16 protein-coding genes and 1 pseudogene are annotated in these 19,551 nt (G+C 70.4%); 3 read left to right on the top strand and 14 right to left on the bottom strand.

Annotated elements, in window-relative coordinates:
• Nucleotides 1-56 precede the first annotated feature (56 nt).
• From ACZ51S_RS16770 to ACZ51S_RS16755, 4 genes are all read right to left on the bottom strand, one after another.
• Entirely contained in the window at nt 57-185 is a 129-nt protein-coding gene (locus tag ACZ51S_RS16770; protein WP_468961240.1) for a hypothetical protein, read from the bottom strand.
• 679 nt (nt 186-864) lie between these two features.
• Nucleotides 865-1,383 (bottom strand): hypothetical protein, encoded by a 519-nt coding sequence (locus ACZ51S_RS16765; protein ID WP_468803238.1) that lies wholly within the window; start codon nt 1,381-1,383, stop codon nt 865-867.
• Nucleotides 1,384-1,744: 361 nt separating this feature from the next.
• Nucleotides 1,745-1,990, bottom strand: coding sequence for a hypothetical protein (locus ACZ51S_RS16760; protein ID WP_468474501.1), 246 nt, complete (start codon nt 1,988-1,990; stop codon nt 1,745-1,747).
• 789 nt (nt 1,991-2,779) lie between these two features.
• Nucleotides 2,780-3,673, bottom strand: a complete 894-nt coding sequence (locus ACZ51S_RS16755; protein WP_468474500.1) for a hypothetical protein — start codon at nt 3,671-3,673, stop codon at nt 2,780-2,782.
• Between the two features lie 831 nt (nt 3,674-4,504).
• On the opposite strand from ACZ51S_RS16755, the gene ACZ51S_RS16750 reads away from it, so the two are divergent.
• Nucleotides 4,505-4,789: a hypothetical protein gene (locus tag ACZ51S_RS16750; protein ID WP_468474499.1), complete on the top strand. Its 285-nt coding sequence runs from the start codon at nt 4,505-4,507 to the stop codon at nt 4,787-4,789.
• Between the two features lie 889 nt (nt 4,790-5,678).
• Here ACZ51S_RS16750 and ACZ51S_RS16745 read toward each other — a convergent pair.
• The 5 genes and pseudogenes from ACZ51S_RS16745 to ACZ51S_RS16725 all read right to left on the bottom strand — a co-directional run bounded on the left by ACZ51S_RS16745 (nt 5,679) and on the right by ACZ51S_RS16725 (nt 10,765).
• The gene (locus ACZ51S_RS16745) at nt 5,679-6,329 is read right to left on the bottom strand and encodes a TOPRIM nucleotidyl transferase/hydrolase domain-containing protein (protein WP_468474498.1); all 651 of its coding nucleotides are present in this window, start codon (nt 6,327-6,329) and stop codon (nt 5,679-5,681) included.
• A gap of 532 nt (nt 6,330-6,861) precedes the next feature.
• The gene (locus ACZ51S_RS16740) at nt 6,862-7,773 is read right to left on the bottom strand and encodes a phenylalanine 4-monooxygenase (RefSeq protein ID WP_468474497.1); all 912 of its coding nucleotides are present in this window, start codon (nt 7,771-7,773) and stop codon (nt 6,862-6,864) included.
• A 313-nt stretch (nt 7,774-8,086) separates the two neighbouring features.
• Nucleotides 8,087-9,022: pseudogene (locus ACZ51S_RS16735) on the bottom strand (helicase associated domain-containing protein); the annotation flags it as partial.
• A gap of 80 nt (nt 9,023-9,102) precedes the next feature.
• Nucleotides 9,103-9,672 carry an SMI1/KNR4 family protein gene (locus tag ACZ51S_RS16730; RefSeq protein ID WP_468803237.1) on the bottom strand — a complete coding sequence of 190 codons (570 nt, stop codon included), beginning with the start codon at nt 9,670-9,672 and terminating at the stop codon, nt 9,103-9,105.
• Nucleotides 9,673-10,615: 943 nt separating this feature from the next.
• Nucleotides 10,616-10,765, bottom strand: a complete 150-nt coding sequence (locus tag ACZ51S_RS16725; RefSeq protein ID WP_468474494.1) for a hypothetical protein — start codon at nt 10,763-10,765, stop codon at nt 10,616-10,618.
• Between the two features lie 286 nt (nt 10,766-11,051).
• Here ACZ51S_RS16725 and ACZ51S_RS16720 point away from each other — a divergent pair, with 286 nt between their 5' ends.
• Nucleotides 11,052-11,417 (top strand): hypothetical protein, encoded by a 366-nt coding sequence (locus ACZ51S_RS16720; RefSeq protein ID WP_468474493.1) that lies wholly within the window; start codon nt 11,052-11,054, stop codon nt 11,415-11,417.
• A 608-nt stretch (nt 11,418-12,025) separates the two neighbouring features.
• Here ACZ51S_RS16720 and ACZ51S_RS16715 read toward each other — a convergent pair.
• Together ACZ51S_RS16715 and ACZ51S_RS16710 are read right to left on the bottom strand one after the other, a co-directional pair.
• Nucleotides 12,026-12,580 carry a hypothetical protein gene (locus ACZ51S_RS16715; protein ID WP_468961238.1) on the bottom strand — a complete coding sequence of 185 codons (555 nt, stop codon included), beginning with the start codon at nt 12,578-12,580 and terminating at the stop codon, nt 12,026-12,028.
• Between the two features lie 643 nt (nt 12,581-13,223).
• Nucleotides 13,224-14,543: a hypothetical protein gene (locus ACZ51S_RS16710; protein ID WP_468961237.1), complete on the bottom strand. Its 1,320-nt coding sequence runs from the start codon at nt 14,541-14,543 to the stop codon at nt 13,224-13,226.
• Nucleotides 14,544-14,858: 315 nt separating this feature from the next.
• On the opposite strand from ACZ51S_RS16710, the gene ACZ51S_RS16705 reads away from it, so the two are divergent.
• Nucleotides 14,859-16,145: a hypothetical protein gene (locus tag ACZ51S_RS16705; RefSeq protein WP_468803234.1), complete on the top strand. Its 1,287-nt coding sequence runs from the start codon at nt 14,859-14,861 to the stop codon at nt 16,143-16,145.
• 126 nt (nt 16,146-16,271) lie between these two features.
• Here ACZ51S_RS16705 and ACZ51S_RS16700 read toward each other — a convergent pair whose 3' ends face one another.
• The 3 genes from ACZ51S_RS16700 to lpdA all read right to left on the bottom strand — a co-directional run bounded on the left by ACZ51S_RS16700 (nt 16,272) and on the right by lpdA (nt 19,541).
• A complete protein-coding gene (locus ACZ51S_RS16700; protein ID WP_468961235.1) occupies nt 16,272-16,514 on the bottom strand; it encodes a hypothetical protein in 243 nt (80 codons plus the stop codon).
• A 437-nt stretch (nt 16,515-16,951) separates the two neighbouring features.
• Nucleotides 16,952-17,962 carry an SMI1/KNR4 family protein gene (locus tag ACZ51S_RS16695; protein WP_468961233.1) on the bottom strand — a complete coding sequence of 337 codons (1,011 nt, stop codon included), beginning with the start codon at nt 17,960-17,962 and terminating at the stop codon, nt 16,952-16,954.
• Nucleotides 17,963-18,113: 151 nt separating this feature from the next.
• Nucleotides 18,114-19,541: a dihydrolipoyl dehydrogenase gene (gene lpdA / locus ACZ51S_RS16690; RefSeq protein ID WP_468474487.1), complete on the bottom strand. Its 1,428-nt coding sequence runs from the start codon at nt 19,539-19,541 to the stop codon at nt 18,114-18,116.
• Nucleotides 19,542-19,551: the final 10 nt, after the last annotated feature.

The raw sequence follows: 19,551 nt of genomic DNA, 5'->3' as shown, positions 1-19,551 counted from the left end.
ACCGCACGGGCTGTGAACCTGTATGCCATACGCCTGGTGTCCAGGGGGAGGAGCGGCTACAGATGAGGCCAGGCGACGACCGCGTCGAGGCCGTAGGGCTCGCCCGCGCTGATCTCGGTGGCCGCCGGCACATTGCCGAGTGCGGTGGGCCGAAGTACGGCCGCTGGTGGGAACAGGCGCCGCATCGGTGTGCCGGCCTCCCCGGCCGCCTGGACCTGGGCCTCGGTGAGCTGACCGTTCGGCAGCTCTTCACCGGAGGCCAGCCGGGCGCGGCGACCCCTGCCGCCGCCGCGACAGGTCGGCCGCGTGCCGCGAAGGCCAGCCGCCCTCCCGGACGCGTACCAGAGCGAGCTGCAGAGGGTGCCCGAGGAACGCCAGCAGGGTCGTGGCCGGCGTCAGCAGCAGGAGCTCACCGATGCTCAGGTGTCCCGCGGTGTAGGTACCTATCCCTTCGGCGTGTGCGCCGGAGCGGACACAGGCGGCGGAGGGCCTGGCCGGCGGTGTGGCCGCTGCCCGGTGTTCGCAAGAGCCAGGCCGGGGCGGGCGCGATCGCGGCTGGCGGCAGGGCGTGGAGATGCGGGAGCGGGAGTTGCCTTTCGGGATGCGCGCCGGGCTGCGGCCAGCCTACGTCCGCCGCTGCGCCGTATGGGAAGCGATGGCGGACCTAACCCTGGACGGCCAGCCGTACGCGCCCGCGATGGCGGCGGCCGGCGGGCACGTCGGCCACTTCAGCCGCCCGGAGCAGTTTGCCGAGCTGCTGGCGGGCGTGGCTACTGCCCCCCACCGCCTACCTCGGCGGCGGGGGCGCACAGTGGGGTGTGGTTTCCGCTTCCGCGCCCGCTCCGCCTGCGAGGCGGGCAGGTCCTAGCCGGCCGGCTGCAAGGCCCAGTGGTGCGGTTCGATGGGGGCCGGCCTCACCACGAGCCGGGCGACCACGCCGGGATCGTCGACGAGCCTTCCCCATGAGGGGGACCGGTCGCCGGGGGTGTGCTCGATGTCGGCCCACACCGTGCTGCCGGGCCCGGCGGAACCGTAGAAGACGGTCCACTCGGCGTACCTGTCGCACTTGTCGCTGATCCCCACCTTGTGGTCGTCCGTCAACCTCAGGCAGCCGCGGGGGGCCGAGTTCGGCACGGAGACGGTCATCGTTCCGTTGGGCTGTTGTTGTACCTGCCAGTTCGGCGAGGTGTAGGTGCTGTCCGTGCAGTCGCCCAGTGACACCGTGCCGACAGGTCCGTGCAGCTTGGGCCAGACCAGGCACTTGCCGTCCGCGAGCGCTGCGAACCGGTAGACCCCGTCGATGAGCGGGGCGGCATGGGCGGGCTGCGCGAGCGCCGCAGTGGCCGCGACGGCGGCCATGAGGGCGATGACTCGTGAACGCATGGGACGGGACTCCTCGAACAGCCGTGGTCGAACCGATCGCACGGCACTGACACGGTCGGCATACAGTCCGCCGGGGACGGCGGCGCACCGATCCTGGAACACCGGTCCGCCCGGTAGCGGCCGGCGGTGGCCCCGGTCACTCGCCTGGCTGAGTCACGTCACCCGACGGTGTGGCGGCTCGGGCTGCGGCGCTGCGCGGTGCCGGCGCGGTGTCCAGCCCGTATCGGCGCCCGAACCTGGGCCGGCGTGGACCGTCGAAGAGCTCGCCGCCCATGAACGCTCACTGCGGGGAAGAGTGTCGTGGCGGCACTCTGCGCGCAGGTGCCGCCAGGTCCCCCGGTTCAAGCGGCCGTCCGCCTCCTCACCGCTGACACTGCAGAGCGTCGGCACCCGCGGTGATGACTTCGGCGAGCCGGTTGGCGACAGCTGCGTTGCATCCTCCGAGCCGGACGAATCCGTGGCCGGCCACCGGTCCGTCGTTGTACAGGGACGGGAGGGTCATCCCGGCGAGAGCGAGCGCCGCCTGGAGGTTGGCGACGGCGTCTTCGCCGGCCTGGTAGGCGGCGTCCTGACGCCGCTTGTACTGGATCCGCTCGGCGTAGGTCATTTCGCACACGATGCTTCGTGCCTTTCGTCGTAGGCGTGGGCGGTTGGAGTAAGGGCGGGAGCGCGTCGTGGTTTCGCTCCGCTCGGGCCATCGGGGTGCGGCCCCCGCGCCGGGACGTCGCCCCGGGACACACCGGTTCCCTGGGCGGCGCCGCTCACTTGGCGGGCAACGGGCACCCCCGCCGCAGTTGCCGAACGGGGACCGCCGTGCCGAACGGGCGTGACCCACGAGGGCCGCGGCAGCCGGATGCCTGGGGTCCGAGGACGACACGGGCCACAGCCGTTGAACGGGTCCCGGCCTGGACAAACTGTCCGGCAGAGTCTGCGCACGGCCCGTGACCATCGCTTTCGATCTTCGTTTCAAAGGTGAAAGCGAGCACCCCTTTGAACGAGTGGGAAGGACCGGGTTGTCCAAGAAGTCAGCGGCTGTCACCGCCTCCGCTCTTCGCGGTCGCCCCGCCCGGGACGTTCGGCCTTCCGACGTCATGGTCCGACAGCGCCGTGGGCGCCCTCAGACGGGCGCGGGAGCCCCGCCGCGTCCCCCCTGTAGTCAGCATCAGCGTCAGCACCTCATCTCGTCGGAACGTGGATTGTCGGCCGGCCGGCGTCCGCCGACGGTACGGATTTGAGGGCCCGGCCCTCCGGCGGGAGCTCACTGACTCGTGCCGAGCAGACAACTGAAGAACGCCGCGGCTGCCCCCGTGCCGCCTGCACGACACGGTTGCCCGTGCCCAAGCGTGGATCCGCAGCCCCGCCCTGCGCGAAGGGCACCGCCGCCCGCGTGCGGCCGTCATGCGCCGTACCCGAATCTGTGACCGCCGGACGGAGAACGATCCGCCCCTCTGTCTGCCACGGAGTAGCCGGGCCGGGCACCCTCCGGGCCGCGCCGGGCCGCGGCCGTCCGTCCCACCCGGAGCGCGACGGAAGGGGACCGGGTCCGGTGCCGTGGAGCGGCCTGGCGGGGCGGCCGCGTGAGCGTGATCTGGCGGACCAGCTGCTGGAAGCAGGCCAGCGTCGCGACCGCGGGAAGCGCGCACGACGTCCCGGCGGCGAGCGTTCTGGGTGCCTGGGCCACACAGAGGAGCGTCGCCAGCGTGGAGAACAGCAGCACGATCGACCAGGAGTGAAGCGCGCGGCGCTGGTGCAGCGCGGACCTGAGGATGGACAGGGAGGCGGCCATCCAAGGTCCGTAGATCAGCAGGGGCCACCAGCTCACGACTTCGCTGGCCGTGTCGAGTTCAGCGCTGTGGCGCAGGGCGTCGCAGATGACCAGGCCACTGAGGATGCTCACCACGGCCGCGATGACGGCGACCAGCACGGCGGTGAAGAGACTGCCGGTCTGCAGCAGGGTTGCCGCCGCCGTCCGCGACGCGTTCCGGCGGTGCGCACTGCCGGCTCGTCTGGGCGGCTGCTCGGCAGGGGTCTGCTTCAGTCCCGCGACGAGGCCGATGGCGCTGACCGGTTCACCGTTGTCGTCGTAGCCGACGCGGGTGAAGGGCTCCGGCGGGCCGGGTGCGGCGCCTTCCTGGAGCAGGATCGCGAGCTCTTCCCCCGGATCCCACGGCCGGTTCTCCTCACCGGGACCGCCGGGTGGTTCCCCCGGGTCCGGCTGGCGCCAGAACAGGGTGGTGTCCGGCGGGGGGTGGGAGCCGTGCAGGTCCGGGTATCCGTACGGCTCATACACGGGAGCTGCCGCCCGAGTGCTCGCTGACGGCCGTCCCCGACGGCGGGGTGCCCCCCGACCTCCGGTCGAATTCGTCTTGGATCGTTCTCATCGCATGGAGGAAGTCCTCGAGGACCGATGCCGAGTAACGCAGGTCGATTTCGAGGCCCTCGTCCTCCAGCGTTGCGTTCCTGACCTCGCCGTCGTCAGCTGATCCGGGAGTGAAAGTCCACTTTCCGATCCGGGCGGGCCCGGTTCGGACGTCATCTCCCCGTCCGGCTTCTTCTGGAGGGCTGCGGAAGAAGATGCGGGGCTTTGCTGTTGTCATATTCCATAAACGCTGTCGATGTTGGTCTGGGTATGCGCCATTCAGGTGAGGGTGGCGGATGAAGAAGGGGTTGACCCCTTCCCTTGTCGTTTCTGCAAACGCGACAAGAACTCACCAGTTACGTCCTCCCGTACCGCAAATCCGCAGCTCAGTGAGACGGTGAGCGCCGGCCGACGCAGGTTCTCGCCGTACTGCTGCCACGCGCGCCTGTCCGCGGGCGTCCCCCTAGATGGTCGGTTTCATCCCTATACGTCGCCGACTCTTCATATTTCCATCGCCCCATGGGGCTTCCCCGGCGCCAAGCGGCCCCACATCCCACAGCAGCACGTCGATCCCCGACGCGGGTGCTGAACGTCGATTAATCATCAGTAAAAAGGCTGATAGGCCAACGTGGGCGGATTGCTGCGCATGGCTGCAATCCGAGGGGCGGGCACAACCCTGCATATGCCACTGCGTTATGCCAGGCAATCGAGGGGGCTGATCGTGTGCGCCGCCTCGAGCATCTGCCTTCGAAAGGACCAGCTGTGGCACACCTCCTCCCGTGGATCGTGCTGATCTCCGCCGCCCTGGGCGCCAGTTACACCGCTTTGACCTCATCAGGGACCGGCCGGCTGTGGCACGTGGACACCGTCGAACTGAGGCGCCAGCGACGCTTCGAGCACGTCCTGTCCTGCCATGTTGACGACCTCCAACTGGCCCGCCGACAAGCCGCGGCACCACTGGACAAGCCTCCCGGCGCATCCGCCTGCATGCCTGCGGAGCCGCTCGAGGGCGTCCACGAGCCGTGGGTGCCGCCCTTCCATCCGTGACCGAGCGCCGCTATCGCGCTGTAGCGGTGCACCGCTGCTCTCGGCCGGAATGCCACGAAATTCTCATTCCGGCAGGTCGTGCACGCAAACATGGCCGATATCACGGATCCCTAGGAAACCCCGGCAATCCGCACAACTCGGCGACGCAAAAACCCCGGCAATCCGTACATTGTTAGCTCCCCAAAGCGTCGGTCTTGAATGGCGGCCGCCCGTGTAATTCACGTTCGACGCACCTCCGTACTAAGTGTTGGCGAAATGGTGAGAAGTGCCTAAAGTAAAAAAAGTATCATCCGTCTATTCTTTTTTCACGCAAGGAGCAATCCAATTCGTGAAGGGACGCGAGCACACCCCCTTTGGTGACCTGCCCGACGGCGGCCCGTGGCGGGCCGCCGGCCGCCGCATCCGGCTGGCGACAGCACGGATGGCGAGCACAGTACGAGCGGCACTGATGCGGGTGACACGTCGCCTCGCTGAAGCGGGCGCAGCGACAGCAGCCACTCCGTCCCCGCCGGTAACGGGATCGATCCGTCCACTCCGCGACGAATACCGGGCGGGCTTCCCCCTGCCCCTGCCCCGGCAAGCACGCGACACGAGCGACGCCCACGGCTGTCCATGGTGCCTCGCCCTCGGAAACCCCGCCCCTCCCGACGGACCCGACCCCGAGCACTGACCTGTGCCGGGTAGGCGGTTGATGGTGCCGGGCGGCCGTTCTTGTTGCAGGGGGCGGGTGCCGAGCTGGTTGTGTTCTGCTCCGGCTCGGGCTGGTCGCCGAGACTGTCTGTCAGGTGGTGGGAGCAACCGGGCCTGTATGAGCGTGGCGGGGACTGCCGGTGATCTGCGGCCGTCGTTGCTGGTGGCGCGCTCGCAGCCCGTCCATGACCGCGCCGCGTCAACGCTTCCCGTGGTCGGCGCCTTCGGCGTCGCGCAGGGTGGTGAACAGGGCGTCGAGGGGCGCGGGGAGGAGGTCGAGGTCGAGGGCCTGGGTGAGGAGGTGGCCGTAGCGGATCTTCCGGCCCTTCTTGGTGCCGAGGAAGCGCCGCATCCGGTGGTGCGGGTCGCGGTCCCGTTGCGCGGGCTGGCGGATGAAGGTCTGCCACGGGACGAGGTCGCCCTCGGCCTCGATGATCTCTTCCACCCCGGGCATGCCCAGCGCGCGGATGAGCTCTTCCTCGAGGTCCTTCACGCAGACGAATACCTCGTGGCCGGCGGCGCCGGCCTGGTGGAGGGCGCGGTCGTAGAACGGCTGTTCCTGTTCGTCGCACAGCCCGGTGAGGCGCAGTCCCAGCCCGGGTGGGCCCAGGAGCCGGACGTAACGGCCGACGTTCATCGCTCCGCCCATGGAGATGACGCAGACGCCCTCGGCGGCCAGGTCCCGGTTCAGGCGTGCCGCCAGGGTCTCGACGGCGGCCAGGTCGCTGGGTCCCTCGACCAGCACCACCGCCGCGACGCCCAGTTCCGCGGCCAGCTTCCCGGCAGGCCCGCCGGGGCCGCCCGCCGCCCAGTCCATTACCGCGTTCCGGAACGCCTCCATGTCTGCCATGGGGTGATTCTGCTGCACCCTGGGCCGGGGTCGGCACTTGTTTTTCCCGGCTGCGACGTGCCGCTTCCATGGCAGTGCGTTGTGGCTCTGCGTCCGGTCCGGTGAGGCATCCGTTGGTGAGGTGGCTGCAGTATCGGGTCGGTCGGAGGCCGTGTCGTAGCCGGCGGTTGAGGTGGCCGGGGTCGGCGAAGGCGATGTGGGCCAGGGCAGTCCGGGGCATCTCTTTGGGACGGTGAACAGGGCTTTGCTCGGCTTCGGCCGTGACGTGGGGCCGCGGCAACGGCCCCGTCCTGGCCGGTCTTCCGCCAGGCGTGGTGCCACCGGACCGACCGGACGCTGACTTGTGACTCCTTCGTGCTGCCCGTGCTGCTCCGCCTGGCGGCGAACATCACCGACGGACTTTCCTCGCGGCGCCGTGCCTGCATCGCGGAACGGGTGACCGGCCACGTAAGTCTTGAACGAGAGCACATGCTGATGGGTTCCGGCGTCGGGCGCCGTTGGACATGGGCGGCGATGACGGCCGGCGGGCGGTTCAGGGTCTGGCAGGGCGGCGGCCCATGGAGCCCCGCTGGCTCAGGGGCGGAAGGCCGTGTCGTTCGCGGGCGGTTTCGTCGAAGTCGTCGAGGAAGGCGTGCAGTTCCTCGGCGAGGTGGTCCAGGCAGTCCACCGCAAACAGGAGGGGCTGGTAGCCGGTGACCTGGTAGGGCTGGCGGACGAGGTCGAGGATGTTCCATCGGCGGACGCGGGCCCGGTGGAAGCGGTGCAGCTCTCCGTAGGAGGACAACAACGCCGCTCCGTAGGCCTTGACCGTGCCGTTCTCGCGGGCGACGCCGTATTCGAGGCTGTACCAGTACACGCGGCTGATCAGATCGAGGGCGTCGTCGCTGTCCACGCGGCGCGCCGCCCTACCGACGGTGCGGTACAGGTCGGCGAACCAGGGGCTGCTCAGATGGATGCCGTGCCCGAAGACGTCGTGGATGATGTCGGGCTCCGGCGCGTACAGAGGCACAGCCGGGTGCCGCATGTACTGCACGGCGTGGAAGTAGCCGTCGGCCATCGCGCCCAGGAACCGCTTGTTGGGCACGATGCCTCCGGCCAGTGTGAAGGTGAACCCCGACAGCTCACGCAGCCGGTCTCCGACTTCGGCATGCTGCGGCACACGATCCGAGGGAATCGGCGCCTGCCGGCAAGCCGCTTCCACCACACGGCACACGCGCCCCTCGCGTGCGCCCGCCAGAGCTGCGTGCACCCGCCTCCAGACCCCGTGTTCGGCAGCCGTGTACTCGACGATGGGCGACGGCGCGCCCACCCGATGTCCTGCGGCGCTGGCGACAATGGCATCACGACGGCGCACGTACACAGGGTCGGCGAAGGCGGGATGAGCCTCGGCGCTTCCCAGTCTGCCGTCCTCCCTGACGGGGGTCATCGCCATCACCTCGACCACGGATTCTCCTGTTCGTCCATGTCCGCAGGAGGCGACGCCTCAGCAGTACGCAGCGGTCCGGCCTGCTCGTTACGCTTCAGCACACGGCGGAGTCCTGCCCCGACGGGTGAACCCGGCCCGGAGGGACCATCGGCACCACGCACCTGTCCCGACCGTCCCAGGGGTCAGCCATGACATTCCGGGTCCGGATCGGGATTGCATCGTTCAACGACGCTGCGCCCCGGGCGTCACCCGGGGGCGGCTGGGGTTCCTCGAGGACCTCGGCATCAAACCCCTGGGCCGGCTGTCTTGCTCTGATACGACATGCCGATGTTCACCGTCCCGCATAGGTTCCGCAGCGATCCGCCATCGCGGAACTTCGGATGACACCCTCGTCCCGCACCTGGCCGTCCAGAGCCCTCCAGCGTGTCTGGGTCGATGACGACCTCGAGGACCTGCTGTTGGGCGTGGCACCCTGGTCGGCGCTGAGTTCGTCGCGGCGCGTCTTGGTGTTGGAGATCCACACGCCGAGCTTCACGATCACCGGTTCCGCCTTGTCATCGACTGCGATTTCCTCCCCGTGGGCCCCTCGGGACCGGCCGGTGGGCGCCTTGCCGTGCGACCCACTGCTGAGGGCTGTCAGGCCGCGCTGAATGCCTGCTGTGCCTTGCTCGGCCCCTTCGCTCCCCGAGCGGTAGCGGGGGCGGGAGGCGGCTCCTGGACGGGTTCGACGCCGATCGCGGTGAGCCGTTTCCGCTGGTGGGGCAGCAGCCGCGCCCAGGTGGCTGGCTGCCTCTGCAGCTGGAGCCAGCGTCCGGTGTTGTCGCCGTCGAAGACGATACCCGGCGCGATGTGGGGCAGATGGCCGTCGGCGTCGACCAGGTCCGCCAGGATCCGGTGGTGCCGCTGCCAGTCGAGCGGCCAGGCGCAGTCCCGGTCCCCGTCGATCGCGGTGAGCTGCGCCGTGCGCTCCGCCGCCCCCGGTCCGGGTCTTTGTCCCGGCCGTTCTTGGCGCCCTTGCGCCGGAGGTTGGCCATGTGCTGCCCGATGGGCACCATCTCGCCGTCCTCGCCCCAGACGGCGTCCTGTCGGGGTGCGAGGTGTCCCGTGGCCCGCAGGTAGGACCGGAGCGCGGCGAGTTTGCTCTCCCAGGCTTCCTCGCCGGGTTCCCAGACCATTCCGGCCTCGGGCGCGTCCAGGCGGACCTTGCGCCGGTCCTCGGGCTCCCCGGCGCGGAGGGCTTGCGCTGCTGGTGCACCCATCGTCCGACACCGTGCGGTGAGGAGTCGCAGGTAGAGGGTGATGTCGTCGCCGGGCCGCAGCATGGTGACGTTCATCGGGCGGAGCTGGTCAGGGCGCGGAGTCTGCGTCCTGGTACTCGCTCAGCCGGTACGGGACCTGCGACCATTCCAAGGAGTCCCGGCTGATGAGCGGGATCTCCGGCGGTTCGCCCAGTACGCGTTCGAGGAACGCGAGGACCCCCATGCGGTGCCAGTCCCACCTCATCGTGTCCCACCCGACCATGACGGTCCAGCCGTCATCGTCTCCCGGCGGCCTGAGGAACACGCGGTCCCCCTGGAAGGTCTCGACCACCGGGACGAGTCCTCCCGCTTCCGGCACCACGGGATACGGGAACTCCTCGGGGAAGTGTTCCCGGGCGTCACGCGCCTCCTCGGAGACGTACGCGATGTAGTCCGGCAGGTTCAGCGACACCCCCCGGGGATGAGGTACGTAGAACGTGCCGTGGAGTACGCACGGACCGAACGCCGACACGAACCACTTGTAGTCGTCGGGCAGGGCAACCCCCAGTTCGCTCTCCAGCCCTTCCCACGCCGGGTCGGAGAAGCTGTTGAACCGGGGTTCACCGAGCAGCTCAACGACGCGTGAGCGGTCGGCCGGAGCTGCTTTGGGTGCAGTCATATCCGCCTTGTGCCGCGTTGTAGACCGTGCGGTCGAGGCGGTAGCCGTTGGAGCCGACCGCCTTGATCCTGATCGAGGAAGGGATGGGTGAGGACTTGTCAGGGTATACGGGCACCACCCCTTACCTGATCATCTCCGATCGGGTCGCCTTCACCAATTTCCCGCCAAGAGCACACCACCGCTGGCCTGTTACCGCACCCACTCCACCCCGAAGGCGGCGAGCTGGTCGGCGGCGAGTTTGCCGCGTCGGCTCTTGGTGTTGGAGACCCCCACCCCCCGCTTCACGACCACCGGCTCCGCTACGCCCTCGACCGCGATCTCCTCGCCGTAGGTCCCCGGGACCGGCCGGCCCGCGTGCTGAGCGCGGTCGCTACCGGGAGGGCGTCCATGGCGGCGGTGGCGTGGGCGATGCCGCCGGTACGGTCGCTGGAGCGGGCGAGTATCAGCGCGCGGTGGAGTTCCAGGTGGGTGGCGAAGCGGGGAAGGGCCGACGGTCGTTCGGCGAGCACCGGGCCCTGTGATTCGGTCGAGGCGCGTTCTTCGCCGAGGCGAGCCAGGAGCAGGGAGCGGAAGACGTTCAGCCGCCATCACGGCACCGCGTAGTCGGAGGTCTGCTCATGCGAGCCGGCGGTGTCGAGGATGCGCCGGCCCCGCGCGTCGAGGGCGAGGGCGGTGGCGCGGTCACCTCGGAGGGCGGCGGGGTGGGCTTTGCCGTAGACGGCGTTCAGCAGGCCCAGCGGCGGCCGCTCGACAGCGCCAGCGCCTGGTCCGCGAGAACATCCGCCACCCCCAGCGACGCACCCTCGTACCCCGGGGCGATGGCCGCCCGCACCCACACCCGCACATCCGCTCCCCCGACTGGTCGGCGGCGGTCGCGGCCATCCAGTACCAGCGCACCGCAGCGCTGCCGTCGCTGCCGGGAAGGTCTTGGCGTACAGGGTCATCAGCCGGGCAGCCACCGACCACAGCCGGGGAGTGTCGAGCTGCTGCTGCGCCACGAGACCTCGCCCGCGACGCGGCGCTGGATGTCGGCGGCGCCCACCGACATGTAGTGCGTGCCGTACGAGGCAAGCTTCGCCTCCCATTCCTCCACTGACGCCCCCCGGCCAGCCGCGCCGTGACTTCGACGCCTGTGTGCGGCTCGGGTTCGTTTCCCCGGTCGGCCGGCGGAGACCAACTACAAGCGGCAGGACGGCGTCACAAGGGGTCGACACCAGGACCGGCCGTCGCTGCACCCACCAACGGCCAGGCACGCTCGCCGCCTGTTTCACCTCCGGCGTGTGCGGACCGTGTCGGAGTCCTGGTAGGGCTGCCGTGGCGCCGTCGCGACAGTTGCAATCCAGTCGACGCGGCACGGTCGTGCTCCGGAGAATCAGCGCGTGAGCCTCAATGTGGATACCTACGTGTACGAAGCCAACGGAAAGTGGGCCCTCCTGGGAGATCCCGACGACGACTACAGCAAGACCATGGCCGGATTCGAGAGATCGCGCAGCAAGCTGTGGGGATCTGAAGCGGTTCGGACGCTGGGGGCTCGCTTCTTTCCCCGGCTCGACGGCGGTGACCTTCAGGTCGAGCCGGGAGAGATCGACGACTTCCTGGCCGAGTGCGAAGCGATACGCCCGCACCTCGCTCACCTTGGTGAAGTCAGCGGCTACGGCGCGGAGTACGTCACCCGGTGTTTCAACAACATCGTTGCCGCCTCCGTGCGAGCCAAAGCCGAGAGCGGCGGTGTCATCGTCTGGTGAGCTTGATCTCCATCCTCGGGTGACGCGGAGCCGGCATCTGCCAGGATCGACCGGGGTCTGCGGATGTCCCCGAGGTCCCCGGGCGTTTGACGGTGTCGCCGACGTCGTAACGGGGTGCGGGACGGCGGTTCTTCCTTCCGAGCGGCCGCCCGACCCGGGGGCGGGCCTGACCAGCATGCCGGGAGCAGGATTGCGCCGAGCTCCGGCGTACGCCGGCATCTCCGACGCCACGTAGCGAGCGGTCCACGGGGGCATCCCTTTGCCCGGCCTGCGGGCCGTACCGGCGGCCCGCAGGCATCCTGACAGGCGGGTACGGTGCTGTTAACTTGGCGGAGCCTTCGGGTCCTTGGTTTCCACAACCCCGCCACGCTACGCCGTACCGTTGGGGGAGCCGCTGCGGGTGCCGGCCGCGGGTGACCGCCTCGGTGGTGGGGCCGTCTCGTGAAGGCCGGTCTGCTGGTCTACCTCGGCGGGGACGTCGAGTTCCCCGACGTCCACCCGCCGTCAGCGCGGCCAGTTCGTCGGCGATTCGTTATTCCCCGGTGCCCCGGTGCCCGGCACTTCGGTCAGCCGGTCGGTCCCGGAGAGTGGGGAGCAGGCGGTAAGGGTTACGCGGGGAAGTAGTCCGTCGTGACGCAGCCCTCGATCTTGCCTTCGTTCTTCGTGTAGCCACTCGGGATCTTGCTGTTGAACCGCGCGCTGCACGACGCGACGAGCAGTCCGGAGGGCTTCAGCGCGAGCGTGGTGTCGCCGCCTGTCGGAACGATGGCGAAGTCCGCCCCGACCAGCGCGACCGCGTCACCTTCCTTTCCGGCTGCGTCGTTCGCCTTGAGCGCCTGCTGGAACTTCTTCATGTCGGAGACGGCCACCAGAGCAATCGGACCCCCCTCGGACTTGCAGTACATCTGCTCCTTCACGCCCGCTCCGGCGCCCTTGGGAACGTCCTCGAGCAACGTTTCCCCGTGCCGGCCCTCCGGGGGGTTCGTCTGCAGGTCCCTGCAGGTCGTGTACTGGTTGACGAACCGTTCCATCGCCGCCACGTCCTTCGCCTTCGGTAGGGCCTTGCCGCCGCTTCCAGCTTCGGCCTCCTCGCTTCCGCAGCCCGTCAGGGAAGCGAGCGCTATGAGAGCGGTTCCGGCGGTCAGAGTTCGGGACAAGCGCATGGTGTCTCTTTGGGTACGGCCCTGAGCAGGGCTCGCTACGAATGCGAGTGGGCATCGAGTTCCAGCCCCGATCTGCTCCGCACTCATTCTCGTTGATCATTCGCCGGCTTTAGGCGGGGGGTCGATGCACGAGGCGCAACGGCGGCGTCTCTGAGTCCTGGTCAGCGCGGCGTTCCAGGACGAAGGGTCCGCGGGTGGTGTGCTGGAAGCGGCGAGCCGCCGGCCGGGTCGATCAGCGGCTGTCGCGCCCGCCATTGCCTTGTGGGGCCGGACCCGAGGGGGCTGGTGGTGATCAGGCCCGCGGGGTGGGTGGCGGACCGGCTGACGGAGGCCCTGGGGATGCCGTTGCGGTGTCCACCGCGGGTGACCGCCTCGGCGGTCGGCCGCCCAGGGAAGGCTGGTCTGCTGGTTTACCTCGGCGGGGACGTCGAGTTTCCCGACGTCCCCCCACTTCGACGCCGCAGGCGGCTCGGGTTCGTCTCGCCCGGGGAGGGGGGGCTCGGTGGAGGTCGACTACAAGCGCCAGGGCGGCGTCACCGTCGTCCCGCTGTACTCCGACGATGACGTCGCCTTGCACTCTCGATGACTCGCTCTGCCCGCGCGGCAGACTCGCACCCCCGGCCGCGGAGGCGGCCGGGGGTGGTCAGATGCGGTGGAGTGGTGCGGAGTGCGTCCAGTGCCAGTTGACCGGGCTCCACTGCTTCTTCAGGGTCGTGCGCTGTCGGGCGTACGCCCGCAGTGCCTCCTCGACGGTAGCTGCGAGGTCGGTGAGGTCATCGGGGGCCGGAACGCGCAGGATCAGGTGCTGCTTGGTGTGGGCCAGCAGCAGGTCGCCGTTGGGGGCGCAGGATCCGAGGGTGAAGTGGGTCAGTGGCTTGAACGTCTTGCTGTCGGTGTCCAGTTTGGCGCGGAGTACTCCTTGCCTGTTCCAGGCGTAGAGGCCATGGCGGTTGAGGTGGAAGGCATGGCCTCGGTGCGGGTCGGCGGCGAGGTTGAAGCAGAAGCCGGTGAAGGGCGAGTCGCGCCACTCATGCAGGCCGTGAAGTCGTCCGGTCATTTCGCCCTGGTCGTCGACGAGGGCGAAGACGAAGGGCTGACCGCGGCTGCCGCCTCGGAAGGTCCTGGCGTAGAAGGGGACGACGAAGAGGTCGTCGGAGAGCGGAACCGGTCGGCCGAGGAGGGACCGCTCCCAGCCAGAGAGGCTGTCCTCGGCGGCGACGAGTTCGGTCAGGGCTGGGCGGGGGCGGTTCGCCAGACCGACGGGAGCGCCCCGGTACGTGGCGTGCGCGCGGAGGTCGACGTCACTCTGGTGTGCCGGCGCGGGGTCGAGCGAGGCGAGTGCGCGGATGGCCGGCTTGGAGTCGACGGTCAGGGCCCCCTCGGCGATGCCTACGAGGTTGGTGATGACGTTGCCGTACCGCCACACGCCGTACTCGGCGAGAGTGCACAGCAGCCGGCCCGAGGGGGTGACGCTGATGGAGCCGGCGAAGGGGTTGCCCTCAGCCGGCGTGAACTCCCGGTAGGGACGCCCGTCCTTCGAGTCGTAGACGGCCAGGACGCGGCTCAGATCAGGCGCGACGAGCGTGGTCATGTCCGGCGTCCCGGTGATGGCGAGAACCCCGTCGGGCAGTACGCACAGGCTGATGTCGCCTCCGTCAGCGACGTCCGAGTCCCCCTCGCGCGCGCCGCCGGTCCGGAACTGAGCGCTCGCCAGGACCTCGCCCTCAGCGGAGTACCGGGTGATGATCCGGTACCCGAAGTTCGCGACCTGCGGGTCCTGTTCCTCGTCGGCGACGCCGTAGGTGTAGCGGTGAACGCCGTACAGGGCGTACACCTCGCCGTTCGGGGCTCCGGCGAGGTCGAAGTGGGTCAGGCCCCAGCCCGTTGAGTAGAGCGCGGTCAGATCGAGGCCGTGGTGGTCCACCAGCGTGCCCGGCAGGGCCAGGGGAAGAGTCCGGATCATGCCTTCATCCTGCGTCACGGCACTGACAGTCGGCCCGCCGGGCGGCCAGCGGGAGCGTTCAAGCCCGCGGGAGGACGATCGGCGAGGGGGTAGCCGCTCAGCACTTCGGAGTCGGCGTGCCGCGCCGCAACCGCCTCCCCGGACCGTTGCCCGACCATGGCCCGAAGCGGCTACCAGGCCTCGGCACGGGTAGGTATGGGGGAGCGGTGCGTGTCCGAGCGGCGAGGGGCGGCGCGGGGTATGTCCGAGCAGCAGCGACGGGTCGTCATGCGGTGCACCTGGCCTGGGGATGCACGGTCTGTACCCGAGCACGTCGTGTACTGGATCGAGGGCGAGTCCCTCCCCGGCTTTCCCGGTGTCCCCCCGTGGGACTCCTTCGGCGGGCGCACCGCCGACCGGCTGCGCGTGCCGGCGACCGCCGGCGAGGTGAGCCGCTGGCGGGACGCTGTCGCCGCCTACGTCCACGAGGTCGAGTCGGCCGGCGACGGGCTTGAGGACGTTCGGGCGGAGGTCAGGCGTCGGCGTCGGCGGCTGACCGGGCGGCTGGCGGTGACACGCCGGCGGTTGGCGGATCGCTTGGAGCTCGCCGAGGAGTCGTACCGGGCCCGGGTGGCTGCCGCCGAACGAACCTACCGTCCGGTGCGCCAGGAGGTCGAGGTTCTCGTCGCGGTGGCGAAGGAGGAGGAACGGGCGGCCCGTGAACAAGAGTGGGCCCGGGAGGAGAGCGAACGGCTGGCCCGCGTCGCCGCGCGGGACCGCTGGGAGGCGCGGTGGGCCAACGTCGCCCGGGCCGCGGAACTCCGGGTCTGGACCTGGGAGTACGCGGGGCACACGCTTCTCGTCCTTCGCCATGACGCCCGCCTCCATCGGCAGCCGGCATTGACAGCCCGAGAGCTGGCGAAGCTCGTGGTCGTGCTGGCCGGTCGCGGATGCACCGGGGCGGAATGGGGGCGGGACGCGCGCCGTCCGGCGGAGGAGGTGGTCGGCCCCGGGGAGTTCTCCGCGTGGTGGCGTGACGTCCTGAGCGCGACGGTGAACGCCCGGACGCTCCAGGCGGCGGAGCAGGAGATCGTCTCCACCACCGAGCAGGTAGGAACGGCCCTCCACACGGCCGGGAGCCCCGGGATCCGGACCTTCACCGTGAACGGCTACAACTCCGTGAGCGGTTGGCGCCTCACCCTCGACTGGCCGCGGCACGTCACGCCGCCGAGCGTCGAACTGCCGGTCCTGCCCTGGGCCCCCGCCGGTGACCGCTGGTGGAACCGAAACTACGACGGCCGTCCCCACGACTACAAGACGCTGACCCTCACGCTCGGCTCCTCACCACCGGGTTCGGTCGGATTCGCCGAAGAGTGGACCGAGACCATCTACTACACCCACAAGCGAAGGAAATGGGTCTCCCACACACCCGCGTGGTTCGCGCGGACGCTGCTGACAGACGAGATCCGCCACCCCGGCCCCGGGGGGCACGACACCGACTACACCTTCCGCCTCGCCGAGCACGCGGACGCCCGCGAGTTCGTCCCCTTCGTCGCCGCCCTCGCGGACATGGTGACGACCGCGCTCCTCGAAGTCGCCCGCGAACACGGTGCGGCCGAGTGACCCCTCCGTGTGCCGCCTCCCCGCGCCGGTGCGGTGGCGTAGGCCGGTCACCGACACACCGACACACCGACGGCCGCCGCCGGCTGACTGCGGTGGCCGGGCGCCCGCCCGTCAGGCCGGGATGGTCTACGCCTTCGCGACGCCGTGGGCGTAGGCCACCTCGATGAGCGCGCGCTGCGCTGGTGTCTGCGCGGTCGGTTCGCGCAGCCGCTGGGTGTGAAGACGGGGGTAGCAGACGGCGGTGCTGAGCAGGGCGTGGCGGATGATCCATCCTGGGCTCGGCACCGCACCCCCGTGGAGGGGGAGAAGCCCGAACTCCCAGCCGATCAGCTCGTCGTCGGCATCGCTGCGGACCTCCGTCCAGCCCACGGTGATGTCCTGGCGGCGCTGACGCCGGCCGCCTTCTCCCGGGGGGGGTGACCGCCTCGGCGGTCGGCCGTCTCGTGAAGGCCGGCCTGTTGGTCTACCTCGGCGAGGGCATGGAGTTCCCCGACGTCCTCCCGGACCGGGGCGCGGCCCTCGCGCGCCGCCGGGACGTGCCGGTCATCCGCGACGGGCACGTGCCCCTGGCCCGGATCAGGCCGCCCGCCGGCTCGGCGTCCGAGGGTCGGCTTCGGCCAGGTCGTGCGCCTCGGCTGGGGTCGCTCCGGTCGGCTCGGTGGAGATCGACTGCAAGCGCCACGGCGGCGTCACCGTCGCCGGGCGTTCGGTAGTGGCCGGGCCGGTGGCAGCCGGGCCTGTGAGGACGACCTTCGCGCCGGGCATGGCGGCCGCGCGGCGTGAACGGCACTCCATGACGCTGATAGTCAGGGCAGCCCGATGGGTGCTGCCCTCAGCGGCTGACCGTTGAGCTCCTCGCAGCCGTCTTCGTCCCACCAAAGCTCACCTTGGGTGGTGAGGTAGGGATGCAGCCCGCGCACGTCACCGCCTTCGTGAATCGCGTGCGCGACTGCGTGGAGAAGGCTCGCAAGATCAGGCCAGGCATCGGTGAAGTCGCCGCCACCGCTGTGGCCTGCCCAGCCGATGCGGCCCGCGTCCGGGCCGGGACGTTGGTCGATCACCTGTGCCCCGCCATCGGCGCTCTCGGCCCAGGGGACCCAGAGAGGGTGCCACCAGGGCTCGTCGTCCCAGGGGCGACGGGTCAGGCCGTCGTTCTCCGCCGCGACATCCATGCGGGTCTGCCAATGGTCCACGATGCCGCTCACCGTGAGCGGTGACTGCTCCGGCAGGAAGGTCGACCAGGCCCTGACCCCGTTGTGGCAGTGCAGAGACTCAGCGAGGTCACTGGGCAGCGGGGTGCCGAGAAGCCGCTCTGCCTGCTGGATGTCGTTCGGTGTGGCAGGCGGATTGAGCACGGCGAAATCGGACGCCGCATGGGTCGCCAGCCAGGCGTCGATCCGGCGCCAGGATTCTGACGGGGGCAGGATTCGCTGTGCCATGGGGCCATCCTGCCCCACGCCTGTGACGAGACGGATCGGGGCCCTGCATGCGATGGAGGGAGGGCAGCCGGCGGTCGGCTGTTCGGCGCGGACGCGGGTGGTGGCGAGTCGGCAGGGGTAGTCCGCCGGCAGCCTGCGGGCAGTCCGCAGATCCTCCGGGTGCTCCTTCATGCGGACCACGTGGACGCGAAGGTCACCCCGCTCGAACCGGCCCGGCCCGGCCTTCTTCCAGCCGCCCTCGGCCAGCATGGCGTGGTTCTCCGCCCACGCCTGCTCGATCCCGGCCCACGCCTGCTCGATCCCGGCCCGCGGCGCCGCCACCGAGTGGTACGGGTACATCTGCGTCATGGCCAGCGCCGGCGCCGCGGTGGTGTCCACGAAGCCGTACTGGTGCCAGTAGTGGACGATGCGGCGGCGGGCGTCGCCCTCTGGTGTACGAGACGGGTAAGGACATCAAAAAGCTCACCCTGTACTTCGTGAGAGCAACCGACTCGGCCTCCGAGGTCTTCGCCGGCGTCGCCCTCTGAAGCTACTGCTGGTGGAGCCCTCGGCCGGCGAGCGTGAGGAAGGCTTCGCCCACCGCCTCCGACAGCGTCGGGTGAGGATGGATGTGGCGGGCCACGTCGGACGGCTCGGCGTCCCACCCCACGATCAGCTGGCTCTCCGCGATCATCTCCGACACGTGCGGCCCGACCATGTGCACCCCCAGCACCCTTCCGCCCCGCTCCGCGACGACCTTCACCGTGCCGCCCTGCCCGTGCACCATCCCCTTCGCCACCGCGGTCAGCGGCATCGTGTTCACCACCACGTCGTACGCCGCCTCGCGCGCCTGCGCCTCCGTCAGCCCCACGGCGGCGGTCTGCGGCGCCGAGTAGGTGACCCGCGGCACCGCCGCGTAGTCCACCGGCGTGCTCGCCACCCCGGCCAGTGTCTCGGCGACGAGCAGCCCCTCCGCGAAGGACGCGTGGGCCAGCCCCGGCGAGGGCGGCGGCAGGAGGTCGCCGACCACGTGGACGCCGGGGACGGCGGTCTCCAGCCGGGACCAGTCGGCCGGCGCCACGAACCCCCGTTCGTCGGTGGCCAGCCCGGCCGCCGCGAGGTCGAGCCCGTCGGTGACCGGGACCCGGCCGACCGCCACGAGCAGCCGCTCCGCCTTCAGCTCGCGCAGCTCCCCGCGCGCGGTCCGCACGGTGGCCCGGACGATCCCGTCCGCCACCGCCGCGCCCTCCAGCCGGGCGCCCGTCTGCACGTCGACGCCGCGCTTCTTCAGGCCCCGCGCCAGGTGCCGGGACACGTCCGCGTCCTCCAGCGGCACCAGCCGGTCCGCCGCCTCGACCAAGGTGACCTCGACCCCCATGGAACGGTGGAAGGAGGCGTACTCCACGCCGATGGCCCCGCCGCCCAGCACGAGTACCGAAGCCGGCAGCCCGGGCGCGAACAGCGCGTCGTCGCTGGTGACCACCGTCTGCCCGTCGGGCTCCAGCCCGGGCAGCGTGCGCGGCCGGGACCCGGTGGCCAGCACGAGCCCCCGGGTGGCGGTGTACTCCCGCCCGTCCTCGGTCCGGATGGACCGAGGGCCGGTCAACCGGGCGCCGCTGCGCAGCACCCGCACCCCGGCGTGCTCCAAGTGGCCTTCCACGCCCTTGTGGTTGCGGCCGACGATGTCGTCCCGGGTCGCGCTGAGCGCCGCCCAGTCCACCGACTCCACGCTCGCCCGTACGCCCCAGCGCTCGCGCGCCTCGGCTATGCCGTCGACGAGTTCGGCCGCGTGCAACATGGCCTTGCTGGGGATGCAGCCCCGGTGCAGGCAGGTCCCGCCCACCTTGTCGCGCTCGGCGAGCAGCACGGTCAGTCCGAGGGCCGAGGCGCGCAGGGCGGTGCTGTAGCCGCCGGTGCCGCCGCCGATCACGATCACGTCCGCGGTGCCGTCGCCGAAGTTGTTGCTGTCGTTGCTCATGTACCGAGCC

It is taken from the genome of Streptomyces sp. NPDC034043, from assembly GCF_055575675.1.
Note: the sequence above shows the minus strand (reverse complement) of the source record. Positions and strands in the feature narration are given on the sequence as shown.